An 11,798-nucleotide genomic window follows, 5' to 3' on the forward strand; every position below is an offset into this window, starting at 1 on the left:
GTCACCTCACGATGGTCGCGACGGGAAGCTTCTCGATCCTGATCGCCGACGCCTTGAACTCCGCCGTCCCCGCGATCGGGCAGTTCGCCTCGATCGTCAGCTGGTTGGTGTCCACCTCGTCGGGAAAATGCATGGTCATGAAGGCGAGTCCGGGCCGCAGCGCCGGGTCGATCCACACGGGCGCCACCACGGAGCCCCGCCGGGAGGACACCTGGACCTCCTCGCCCACGACGACCCCGTACCGCTCGGCGTCCTCCGGGCACAGCTCGACGTACTCGCCGCGCCGCAGCGGGGAGGCGAAACTGCCGCTCTGCACACCGGTGTTGTAGGAGTCGAGACGGCGGCCGGTGGTGAGCCGGATCGGGTACTGGTCGTCGGTGAGGTCCACGGGCGGGTCGTGCTGGACCAGCCCGAAGGGCGCGAGCCGGCCGCGCCGGGCCGGGTCCGGGTCCCACAACCGGCCGTGCAGATAGGTGGGTTCGAGCCGGTCCGTGCTCGGGCACGGCCACTGGATGCCCTGGTGCTCCTCCAGGCGGTCGTACGTCATCCCGTAGTGGTCCGGCGAGACCGAGCGCAGCTCGTTCCAGACGGCCTCGGCGTCGGCGTACTTCCAGTCGTGGCCGAGGCGCGCGGCCAGGTCGCAGAGGATGTCGATGTCCTCGCGGGCCTCGCCGGGCGGGGTCACGGCCCGGCGTACCCGCTGCACGCGCCGCTCGCTGTTGGTCGTCGTGCCCTCCGTCTCGGCCCATCCGGCCGTCGCGGGCAGCACGACGTCCGCCAGCTCGGCGGTCTTGGTCAGGAAGATGTCCTGCACGACCAGGAAGTCCAGCGCCTGCAGGCGCCGTACCGCCTGACCGCTGTCCGCCTCCGACTGGGCCGGGTTCTCGCCGATGCAGTAGACGGCCTTGAGGGTGCCCTCCTCCATCGCCTCGAACATCTCCGTGAGGTTCAGTCCGTAGTGCGGCTGGATGACGGTGTCCCAGGCGGACTCGAACTTCAGCCGGGTGCCCGCGTCGAGGATGTCCTGGAAGCCGGGCAGGCGGTTGGGGATCGCGCCCATGTCGCCGCCGCCCTGCACGTTGTTCTGGCCGCGCAGCGGCTGGAGACCGGAGCCGAAGCGGCCCACGTGGCCGGTGAGCAGCGACAGGTTGATGAGCGCGCGGACGTTGTCGGTGCCGTTGTGGTGCTCGGTGATGCCGAGGGTCCAGCACAACTGGGCGCGCTCGGCACGGGCGTAGGCGTGCGCCAGTTCGCGGATCGCCTGGGCCGGTACGCCCGTCACCTTCTCGGCGAGCGACAGCGTCCACGGCTCGACCAGGGCCTTGTACTCCTCGAAGCCGCTGGTCGCCCGCTCGATGAACGCCTCGTTGGCGAGCCCGGCGTGAATGATCTCGCGGCCGATCGCGTGCGCCATCGGGATGTCGGTGCCGACGTTCAGTCCGAGCCAGCTCTCCGCCCACTCGGCGGTGGAGGTACGGCGCGGATCGACGGCGTACATGCGCGCGCCGCCCCGGATGCCCCGCAGGACGTGCTGGAAGAAGATCGGGTGCGCGAAGCGGGCGTTGGAGCCCCACATCACGATGACGTCGGTGTGCTCGATCTCCTCGTACGACGACGTCCCGCCGCCCGAGCCGAAGGCGGCGGACAGACCCGCGACGCTGGGGGCGTGGCAGGTGCGGTTGCAGGAGTCGACGTTGTTGGTGCCCATGACCACGCGGGCGAACTTCTGGGCGACATAGTTCATCTCGTTGGTCGCGCGGGCGCAGGAGAACATGCCGAACGCCCCACGTGCGGCGTTCAGTCCGCGCGCCGCCCGGTCGAGCGCCTCGTCCCAGGTGGCCGGGCGGAACGGTTCGTCGCGCGAGTCCCTGACAAGGGGATGGGTGAGCCGGGTGTAGGTCTTCGGGGACTGGCGTTTCCTCATGCGGCGCTCCTCAGCGCGAGCAGGTCCGAGATGGCGTGCACGGTGCGCAGGGTGGGCACGTCGACGCCGGTGATCTCCGCAAGTTCGACGACCGCGGCGAGCAGCACGTCGAGTTCGAGCGGCTTGCCGCGCTCCAGGTCCTGGAGCGTGGAGGTGCGGTGGTCGCCCACCTTCTCGGCGCCCTCGAGGCGGCGCTCGATGGAGACGCCGACCTCGCAGCCGAGGGCCTCGGCGACGGCGAGCGTCTCGGTCATCATGATCTCGATGACCCGCCGGGTGCCGCCGTGCAGGCACATCTGGCGCATGGTCGCGCGGGCGAGCGCGCTGATCGGGTTGAAGGAGATGTTCCCGAGCAGCTTCAGCCAGATGTCGTTGCGCAGGTCGGGTTCGACCGGGCACTTCAGGCCGCCGGCCCGCATGGCGTCGCCGAAGGCGGAGCACCGTGCGGACACGCTGCGGTCGGGCTCGCCGATGGAGAACCGGGTGCCTTCCAGGTGCCGTACGACGCCGGGGGCCTGAAGTTCGGTGGCCGCGTAGACCACGCAGCCGATGGCCCGTTCGGGCGCGAGCACCGCACTGACCGCGCCGCCGGGGTCCACGCTCTCGATGCGGTGGCCGTCGTGGGGGCCGCCATGGCGGTGGAAGTACCACCAGGGGATGCCGTTCTGGGCGGCGATCACCGCGGTGGTGTCGTGCAGCAGGGGCTCGATCAGCGGCCCGCACGCCGCGTACGAGTTGGCCTTCAGGCCCAGGAAGACGTAGTCGACCGGGCCGACTTCGGCCGGGTCGTCGGTGACGTGGGCATGCGCGGTGAAGTCGCCGCGCGGACTGAGCACCTGTACTCCGTGCCGCCTCATGGCCGCGAGATGCGGTCCACGGGCGATGAGATGCACATCGGCGCCCGCGCGGTGGAGCGCGGCACCGACGTAGGCGCCGATTGCTCCGGCGCCGAGGACTGCGACTTTCACAAGAACACTCCGTTCGGTTTGAGGGATACCGCGGAGGTGGCCGGGGGACGTCTTGTGTCGACGAAATATTGTCTACAGTATGGAGGTTGGGTCGACAAGGGTCCGCGCGATGACCGTTCGGCGCAGCTTGGATACCGCTCACCGCATACGGTCGACCCGCCTCCTTCTCAACGCACCTGAACCTTCCTACCGTCCGGGATCCATGAGTCCCCCCGTCGCGCCCCCGGGATGGAGCCGCTGGCTGGTGCCGCCCGCCGCGCTCTCCGTCCATCTCTCCATCGGACAGGCCTACGCCTGGAGCGTGTTCAAGCCGCCCCTGGAATCCGCGCTCGGTCTCAGCGGCACCCAGAGTGCCCTGCCCTTCCAGCTCGGCATCGTCATGCTCGGGCTGTCCGCCGCGTTCGGCGGCACGCTGGTCGAACGCAACGGGCCGCGCTGGGCGATGACCGTGGCACTGGTCTGCTTCTCCTCGGGCTTCCTGCTGTCCGCCCTCGGCGCGGCGACCGAGCAGTACTGGCTGATCGTCCTCGGCTACGGCTTCGTCGGCGGGATCGGCCTCGGCATCGGCTACATCTCGCCCGTCTCCACCCTCATCAAGTGGTTCCCCGACCGGCCCGGCATGGCCACCGGCATCGCCATCATGGGCTTCGGCGGCGGCGCGCTGATCGCCTCCCCGTGGTCCGCGCAGATGCTTGAGTCCTTCGGCTCCGGCAGCTCGGGGATCGCGCTCGCCTTCCTGGTCCACGGGCTGACGTACGCCGTGTTCATGCTGCTCGGCGTGGCGCTGGTGCGGGTGCCGAGGACCGAGCGGCCGGTGGCGTCCGCTCCGGCCATGACCGAGGGCGTGCAGGTGCCGGCGAAGAACGCCGTGCGCACCCCGCAGTTCTGGTGCCTGTGGGTCGTGCTCTGCATGAACGTGACCGCCGGCATCGGCATCCTGGAGAAGGCCGCGCCGATGATCACGGACTTCTTCGCGGACACCGCCACCCCGGTCTCGGTGACGGCGGCGGCCGGGTTCGTCGCGCTGCTCTCGGCGGCGAACATGGCGGGCCGCATCGTCTGGTCCTCGACGTCCGACCTGATCGGGCGCAAGAACATCTACCGTGTCTACCTGGGCGTCGGCGCGCTGATGTACCTGCTGATCGCGCTGTTCGGCGACTCGTCCAAGCCGTTGTTCATCCTGTGCGCGCTGGTGATCCTCTCCTTCTACGGCGGCGGCTTCGCGACGATCCCGGCGTATCTGAAGGACCTCTTCGGCACCTACCAGGTCGGCGCGATCCACGGGCGGCTGCTCACCGCCTGGTCCACGGCCGGTGTGCTCGGTCCGCTGATCGTCAACTGGATCGCCGACCGGCAGGAGGAGGCCGGCAAGCACGGCGCGTCCCTGTACGGGCTGTCCTTCACGATCATGATCGGGCTGCTGGCCGTCGGCTTCGTCGCCAACGAACTCGTCCGTCCCGTCCACACCCGCCACCACATCCCCGCACCCCGTCAGGAGGCCGTAGATGCCGGACGACAACAGCCAGAGTCCGCCTGACCGGCGCCCGCTGATCGCGTTCGCCTGGCTGTGGGTGGGCGCGCCGCTCGCGTACGGTTTGTACGAGCTCATACGGAAAGCCACGCAATTGTTCACGGGGTGAGGAGGCCTGTACGCGCCTGGGTTCCCTGAGCGACCCGATTGCCCGGGCGCGCGACGGTCTGCGGGAAACCGACAAGCCGTGGGTCCCATTCCTGTGCCTTTGCCTGCACCGCTACTCGTGAGTCGCTGGCCAGACTGGTGGGTCCCGCATCCCGCAGCAACGAGGGGACCCCCCATGAACGGCTCACGCATCGCCGCCCTCGGCCACTATCAGCCCGCCAGAGTGCTCACCAACGACGACCTGGCGGGCATGGTCGACACCAGCGACGAGTGGATCAGAAGCCGGGTCGGCATCCGCACCCGGCACATCGCCGGCCCCGACGAACCGGTCGACGAGCTCGCCGCGCACGCCGCCGCCAAGGCGCTCGCGGCGGCCGGGCTGGCGCCGGCCGACATCGACCTGGTCCTCGTCGCCACGTCGACGGCCGTCGACCGCTCCCCGAACATGGCCGCCCGGGTCGCGGCCCGGCTCGGCGTCCCGAGGCCCGCCGCGATGGACGTCAACGTGGTGTGCGCAGGATTCACGCACGCCCTCGCCACCGCCGACCACACCGTGCGGGCGGGAGCCGCGAGCCGGGCGCTGGTGATCGGTGCCGACAAGATGTCCGACGTCACCGACTGGACCGACCGCACCACCTGCGTGCTCGTCGGCGACGGGGCGGGGGCCGCCGTCGTGGAGGCCTCGGAGGAACCGGGTGTGGGGCCGGTGCTGTGGGGGTCGGTGCCGGACATGGGGCACGCGGTGCGCATCGAGGGGGAGCCCGCGCGGTTCGCGCAGGAGGGGCAGAGCGTCTACCGGTGGGCGACCACCCAACTACCGCCGCTCGCCCGGCAGGCCTGCGAGCGCGCCGGGTACACGCCGGCCGACCTCGCCGCGGTGGTGCTGCACCAGGCCAACCTGCGGATCATCGAACCGCTCGCCGAGAAGCTGGGCGCCGTCAACGCCGTCATCGCGCGTGACGTGGCCGAGTCCGGGAACACCTCGGCGGCCAGCATTCCCCTCGCGTTCTCCAAGCTGGTGGAGCAGGGGGTGATTTCGGCCGGTGACCCGGTGCTGCTGTTCGGCTTCGGGGGGAACCTGTCCTACGCAGGGCAGGTCGTCCGCTGTCCTTGACCCCCGGCCCGGACCGGAGTGTGACGAGGCCAACTGCCGCTCCGGCTGGTCATTGTGCGCCGTAGACTGTAGACAAAAGGCAATTGATACTCTCTTTCCCAGGGCTTTACGGCTCCGGGGTTGCTCCGGGGTCGCCGTCTGCTGTGCACGGCCCAGCCAGGAGGGGACCGATGTTGTCGACAGGACTGCCGCAAGGCGCGGTGCCCAAGCTCGAACGTCCCGGCCCGCTGCGCGACCGCGTCTACGAGGCGCTGCTCGAACTCATCACCACCCGAGCCCTCCAGCCCGGCCAGCACCTGGTCGAGAGCGAACTCGCCGGGCACCTCGGCGTCTCCCGGCAGCCGGTGCGCGAGGCGCTGCAGCGGCTGAACACCGAGGGGTGGGTCGATCTGCGCCCGGCGCAGGGCGCGTTCGTGCACGAGCCGACCGAGGAGGAGGCCGACCAGCTCCTGACGGTCCGTACGCTGCTGGAGGCCGAGGCCGCCCGGCTCGCCGCCGTGAACGCGGGCAAGGCCGGTGTGGCCGCCCTGGAGGAGCTGTGCGCCGAGGGCGAGCGCGCGGTCGCCGCCGACGACGTGGACGGCGCGGTGGCGCTCAACGCCCGCTTCCACGCGAAGGTCATGGAGCTGGCCGGCAACTCCGTCCTCGCCGAGCTGGCCGCGCAGGTGGACCGCCGGGTCCGCTGGTACTACACGCCGGTCGCCCGGCAGCGTGGCAAGCAGTCCTGGATCGAGCACCGCGAGCTGATCGCCGCCATCACCACACGTGACGAGCAGCGGGCGACGGCTGTCATGCGCGCCCACACCGAGCACACGCGCAAGTCCTACCACGAGCGACCGCGCGGCTAGCGCGACGCCGCTTTCGCCGCAGGCCCCGGCCGGCTCGTACCGTTACGTCCCCCGTGGGTGTGCCCGCGACGGGTGTGCCGGGTGAGCGCAAGGTGCGGTCCCCGACATGGCCGCGCCCGCCCCGTACGTCCGCACGTCATGCCTTCTCGTCACTGCGCGTGACCCTGGCCACCGCCTCGCCGGGCACCCTCGTCCCCCTCTTTGTCCTGCGAGTGGAGAAAGTCCGCAGCAATTCCTGCCTAGCTTCTTCCCACTCCCGGCGGCCGCTGCTACGTTCCCCTCGAAAGCCGGACAGCGATGGCCGATTCGAGGCGGGGAGGGGCTTGTGAGACGCATGACCGCACGACCCGCGAACGCCCACCAGGCCAGGCTGCTCAAGCTGTTGCGCGACGGCGGGCCCAACTCCCGGGCCCAGCTGGGCGATCAGGTCGACCTCTCGCGGTCCAAGCTGGCCGTCGAGGTCGACCGGCTGCTGGAGACGGGCCTGATCGTCGCCGACGGACTCGCCGCCTCGCGCGGTGGCCGCCGCTCGCACAACATCCGGCTCGCGCCGGGCCTGCGCTTCCTCGGCGTCGACATCGGCGCGACCTCCATCGACGTCGCGGTCACCAACGCGGAGCTGGAGATCCTGGGGCACATCACCCAGCCGATGGAGGTGCGCGAGGGTCCCGTCGCGGTCTTCGAGCAGGTCCTGGCGATGGCCGCCAAGCTGCGGGCCTCCGGGCTCGCGGAGGGCTTCGACGGCGCCGGCATCGGCGTCCCGGGCCCGGTCCGCTTCCCCGAGGGCGTCCCCGTGGCCCCGCCGATCATGCCGGGCTGGGACGGCTTCCCCGTGCGGGAGGCGCTCAGTCAGGAACTCGGCTGCCCGGTCATGGTCGACAACGACGTGAACCTGATGGCGATGGGGGAGATGCACGCGGGCGTCGCGCGCTCCGTGGGTGACTTCCTCTGCGTCAAGATCGGTACCGGCATCGGCTGCGGCATCGTCGCCGGCGGCTCCGTGCATCGCGGGACGACGGGCTCCGCGGGCGACATCGGGCACATCCAGGCCGTGCCCGACGGCCGTCCGTGCGCCTGCGGAAACCGCGGTTGCCTGGAGGCCCACTTCAGCGGCGCGGCGCTCGCCCGTGACGCGCTGGAGGCGGCCCAGCAGGGACACTCGGACGAACTCGCGACACTGCTGGAGACGAACGGCACGCTCACCGCCGTCGACGTCGCCGCCGCGGCCGCCGCGGGCGACGCCACCGCCCTCGAACTGATCCGTGAGGGCGGCAACCGCACCGGCCAGGTCATCGCCGGCCTGGTCAGCTTCTTCAACCCCGGTCTGGTGGTGATCGGCGGTGGGGTGACCGGCCTGGGCCACACCCTGCTCGCCGCGATCCGCACCCAGGTCTACCGCCAGTCGCTGCCGCTGGCGACCGGCAATCTGCCCATCGTCCTCGGCGAGCTGGGCCCCACCGCCGGCGTCATCGGCGCGGCCCGGCTGATCAGCGACCACCTCTTCTCACCCGCGTAAGCACCTCCTACGCGCGCACCACCCGCACAGCGCTCAGCTCCGCCCTGCCCTGCTCCGCTCCCTGCCCCTGCTCCGCCCTGCCCTGAAACCGGCCCGCACGCCTGCCAAGGGGAACCCAATGGCACCAGAACCACCGCTGCTCAGCATGTCCGGCATCACCAAGTCGTTCCCCGGCGTCCGCGCCCTGGACGGCGTCGATCTCGATGTCCAGGCCGGTGAAGTGCACTGCCTGCTCGGCCAGAACGGCGCCGGAAAGTCCACCCTGATCAAGGTGCTGGCCGGCGCCCATCAGCCCGACACCGGCACCATCCGCTGGCGCGGCGAGGACGTGACCCTGCGCTCGCCGATCGCCGCGATGCGCCTGGGCATCGCCACCATCTACCAGGAACTCGACCTGGTGGAGCACCTGTCGGTCGCCGAGAACGTCCACCTCGGCCACGAGCCCACGGCCGCCGGCTTCGTCGTACGGCGCAGGACGGCCGGGGCCTCGACGGCGCAGCTTCTCAAACGGCTCGGGCACCCGGAGATCGATCCCGCCCGGCTCGTCGGTGAACTGCCGGCCGCCCAGCAGCAGATCGTCTCCATGGCCCGCGCGCTCTCCCACGACGTACGGCTGATCGTCATGGACGAGCCGTCCGCCGCCCTCGACCCCGACGAGGTCGACAACCTCTTCCGGATCGTCGGTGACCTCACCGCGGACGGTGTCGCGGTCGTCTACATCTCGCACCGCCTGGAGGAGATCCGCCGCATCGGCGACCGGGTGACCGTGCTGAAGGACGGCCGGGCCGTGGCGGGCGGACTGCCGGCGAAGTCCACACCGACACGTGAGGTCGTGGCGCTGATGACCGGACGCAACGTCGAGTACGTCTTTCCCGAACGCCCGGCTTCGCCGGGACGCGGGGAGCCGCTGCTGGAAGTGCGGGGACTGGCCCGGAACGGCGAGTTCGAGCCGTTCGACCTGACGGTGCGCCCCGGCGAGATCGTCGGACTCGCGGGACTGGTCGGCTCCGGCCGCTCCGAGATCCTGGAGACCATCTACGGCGCCCGCAAGCCCACCGCCGGTCACGTGCTGGTCGGGGGGCGGCAGTTGAAGCCCGGCAGCGTTCGCGCCGCCGTCCGCGCCGGACTCGGGCTCGCCCCCGAGGAGCGCAAGGCGCAGGCCCTGCTGATGCTGGAGTCCGTCACCCGCAACGTCTCGGTCTCCTCCATGTCCCGCTTCTCGCGGGGCGGCTGGATCGACCGCGGCGCGGAGCTGGGCGCGGCGCGCGCGGCGACCCGCGAGCTGTCGTTGCGCCCCGACAACCCCTCCGTACCGATCCGCACCCTGTCCGGCGGCAACCAGCAGAAGGCCGTCCTCGCCCGCTGGCTGCTGCGCGGCTGCCGTGTCCTGCTGCTCGACGAGCCCACCCGCGGCGTCGACGTCGGGGCCCGCGCCGAGTTGTACGCGGTCGTCCGGCGCCTCGCCGACGAGGGCCTCGCCGTGCTGCTGGTCTCCAGCGAGGTGCCCGAGGTGCTCGGCCTCGCCGACCGTGTGCTGGTGCTGCGGGAAGGGCGCGTCGTGCACACCGCTCCCGCCCGTGAGCTGGACGAACACCGCGTACTCGACCTCGTGATGGAAGGAAGCCCGGCGACATGACGCAGCCCGTCTCCCCGCCGCGGGACAGCGCCGACAAGGTGCCGTCGGCCGTTCGACCCCCTGCCTGGCGCGGCATGCTGTTCCGTGCCGACGTCCGCACCCTGTCGCTGCTCGGCGTGCTCGCCGCGCTCGTCGTCATCGGCGGCATCACCAAGCCGGACCAGTTCCTCGACACCCGCAACCTGCAACTGGTCCTCACCCAGGCCTCCGTGATCGGTGTCGTCACGGTCGGGATGACCTTCGTGATCATCTCCGGCGGCATCGACCTCTCCGTCGGCGCGATCGTCGCCCTCGCCTCCGTGTGGGCGACCACCGTCGCCACCCAGGAGTACGGTTTCGCCGGCATCCTGTTCACCGCGGTGCTCGTCGGCGTGGGCTGCGGGCTGGTGAACGGAGTGCTCATCGCCTACGGCGGGATGGTCCCGTTCATCGCGACCCTGGCCATGCTGGCCTCGGCCCGCGGTCTGGCGCTGCAGATCACGGACGGCAGCACGCAGATCGTCACGGTGGACGGCATCCTCGACCTCGGCGAGCGCGACGCGTACGTCCTCGGCATCCCGCCGCTCGTCCTCGTCTTCGCGGTCGTCACGATCATCGGCTGGCTGGTGCTGAACCGCACCACCTTCGGCCGCCGCTCGGTCGCCGTCGGCGGCAACGCGGAGGCGGCACGGCTCGCCGGCATCGATGTCCGCCGGCAGCGGCTGTATCTCTACCTACTGTCCGGACTGTGCTGCGGCATCGCCGCGTTCCTGCTGATCATCCTGTCCGGATCCGGCCAGAACACCAACGGCAACCTCTACGAACTCGACGCCATCGCGGCCGCGATCATCGGCGGCACCCTGCTCAGCGGGGGCCGCGGCACCATCGTCGGCTCGGTGCTCGGCGTCCTGATCTTCACCACGATCACCAACATCTTCGCCCTGAACAACCTGCAGAGCGACGTCCAGCAGATCGCCAAGGGCGCGATCATCGTCGCCGCCGTGCTGGTCCAGCGCCGTACCGCGAGCACGACCTGAGGAAAGGGTTCACCGCCATGTCGCAGCAACTCACCAGTCGCAGAGGACTGCTCTTCGGGACCGCCGCCGTGTCGGCCGGTGTCCTCCTCACCGGGTGCACCAGCAATGAGCCCAAGGAGCAGGAGCAGGCGGCCGACAACCAGCCGGCCGCCGACGACAAGCCCGGCAAGCAGGTCACCATCGGCTTCGCCGGACCGCAGGCCGACCACGGCTGGCTCAACGCGATCAACGTCAACGCCAAGAGCCGCGCCGAGAAGTACGAGGACGTGACGCTGGAGATCACCGAGGGCTCCAACGACACCGCCGCGCAGATCGGCCAGATCGAGACCCTCATCAACAAGAAGGTCGACGTCCTGGTCATCCTGCCCGCCGACGGCAAGGCACTGACCCAGGTCGGGCTGAAGGCGATGCGCGCCGGCATCCCGGTGGTCAACCTGGACCGCATCTTCAACACCCCGCAGGCGTACCGCTGCTGGATCGGCGGCGACAACTACGGCATGGGCCTCAACGCCGGCCACTACATCGGCGAGAAGCTCAAGGGCAAGTCCGACGCCCGGGTCATCGAGCTGGCGGGGCTGGACAACCTGGAGCTGACCAAGCAGCGCACCCAGGGCTTCGACGACGCGCTGAAGAACTACCCCAACATCCGCAAGGTGGCCCGCCAGGCCGCCGAGTTCACCGTCGAGTCGGGGCAGGCCAAGATGGCCCAGCTGCTCCAGGCGCAGTCCACGTTCGACGCGCTGTGGAACCACGACGACGACCAGGGTGTGGGCGCGCTGCGCGCCATCGAGCAGGCCGGGCGCGACGACTTCCTGATGGTCGGCGGCGCGGGCGCGCTCTCCGCCTTCCAGGCCATCGCGCAGGACGACGGCGTGCTCAAGGCGACGGTTCTCTACCCGCCCACCATGGCCGCCTCGGCCATCGACCTGGCCCGCGCCCTCGGCCAGGGCAAGGGCGTCGGCGGCCTCGCCGAGTTCGAGATCCCGGCGTCGCTGACGCTCTACTCGGCCGTCGTCGACAAGACCAACGTCGACCAGTACATGTCCACCGGCTTCAAGTGAGGCGCCCCGTTCGACGGGCCCGGCCCCGGTGAGCGGGCCGGGCCCGAACCCCCCACCGCGCCACGACGACGAGGAG

Annotated in this window: 9 protein-coding genes; 7 read left to right on the forward strand and 2 right to left on the reverse strand. The window is 70.7% G+C overall.

All coding sequences use genetic code 11. The features are described from left to right. Position 1: 1 nt before the first annotated feature. Both ACIHCM_RS25715 and ACIHCM_RS25720 read right to left on the reverse strand, forming a co-directional pair. Complete coding sequence (locus ACIHCM_RS25715) at positions 2–1,924, reverse strand: molybdopterin oxidoreductase family protein (protein WP_399900150.1); 1,923 nt, start codon at positions 1,922–1,924, stop codon at positions 2–4. Continuing rightward, positions 1,921–2,892: a 2-dehydropantoate 2-reductase gene (locus tag ACIHCM_RS25720; RefSeq protein ID WP_399900153.1), complete on the reverse strand. Its 972-nt coding sequence runs from the start codon at positions 2,890–2,892 to the stop codon at positions 1,921–1,923. The genes ACIHCM_RS25715 and ACIHCM_RS25720 overlap by 4 nt, the downstream gene beginning before the upstream one ends. A gap of 202 nt (positions 2,893–3,094) precedes the next feature. On the opposite strand from ACIHCM_RS25720, the gene ACIHCM_RS25725 reads away from it, so the two are divergent. From ACIHCM_RS25725 to ACIHCM_RS25755, 7 genes are all read left to right on the forward strand, one after another. After that, a complete protein-coding gene (locus tag ACIHCM_RS25725; protein ID WP_399900156.1) occupies positions 3,095–4,429 on the forward strand; it encodes an OFA family MFS transporter in 1,335 nt (444 codons plus the stop codon). Between the two features lie 277 nt (positions 4,430–4,706). Then, positions 4,707–5,645, forward strand: a complete 939-nt coding sequence (locus tag ACIHCM_RS25730; RefSeq protein WP_399900161.1) for a beta-ketoacyl-ACP synthase III — start codon at positions 4,707–4,709, stop codon at positions 5,643–5,645. A 170-nt stretch (positions 5,646–5,815) separates the two neighbouring features. Next, entirely contained in the window at positions 5,816–6,493 is a 678-nt protein-coding gene (locus ACIHCM_RS25735; RefSeq protein WP_399900164.1) for a GntR family transcriptional regulator, read from the forward strand. A gap of 334 nt (positions 6,494–6,827) precedes the next feature. Next, positions 6,828–8,009 (forward strand): ROK family protein, encoded by a 1,182-nt coding sequence (locus ACIHCM_RS25740; RefSeq protein ID WP_399900167.1) that lies wholly within the window; start codon positions 6,828–6,830, stop codon positions 8,007–8,009. A gap of 118 nt (positions 8,010–8,127) precedes the next feature. Next, positions 8,128–9,645, forward strand: coding sequence for a sugar ABC transporter ATP-binding protein (locus tag ACIHCM_RS25745; protein WP_399900170.1), 1,518 nt, complete (start codon positions 8,128–8,130; stop codon positions 9,643–9,645). Beyond that, the gene (locus ACIHCM_RS25750; RefSeq protein ID WP_399900173.1) at positions 9,642–10,661 is read left to right on the forward strand and encodes an ABC transporter permease; all 1,020 of its coding nucleotides are present in this window, start codon (positions 9,642–9,644) and stop codon (positions 10,659–10,661) included. Before ACIHCM_RS25745 ends, ACIHCM_RS25750 begins: the two co-directional genes overlap by 4 nt. 17 nt (positions 10,662–10,678) lie before the next feature. Beyond that, complete coding sequence (locus ACIHCM_RS25755; RefSeq protein WP_399900176.1) at positions 10,679–11,722, forward strand: substrate-binding domain-containing protein; 1,044 nt, start codon at positions 10,679–10,681, stop codon at positions 11,720–11,722. The last annotated feature ends 76 nt before the right edge of the window (positions 11,723–11,798 follow it).

Source organism: Streptomyces sp. NPDC052023, assembly GCF_044548465.1.
In the GTDB taxonomy this organism is placed as follows: Bacteria; Actinomycetota; Actinomycetes; order Streptomycetales; family Streptomycetaceae; genus Streptomyces.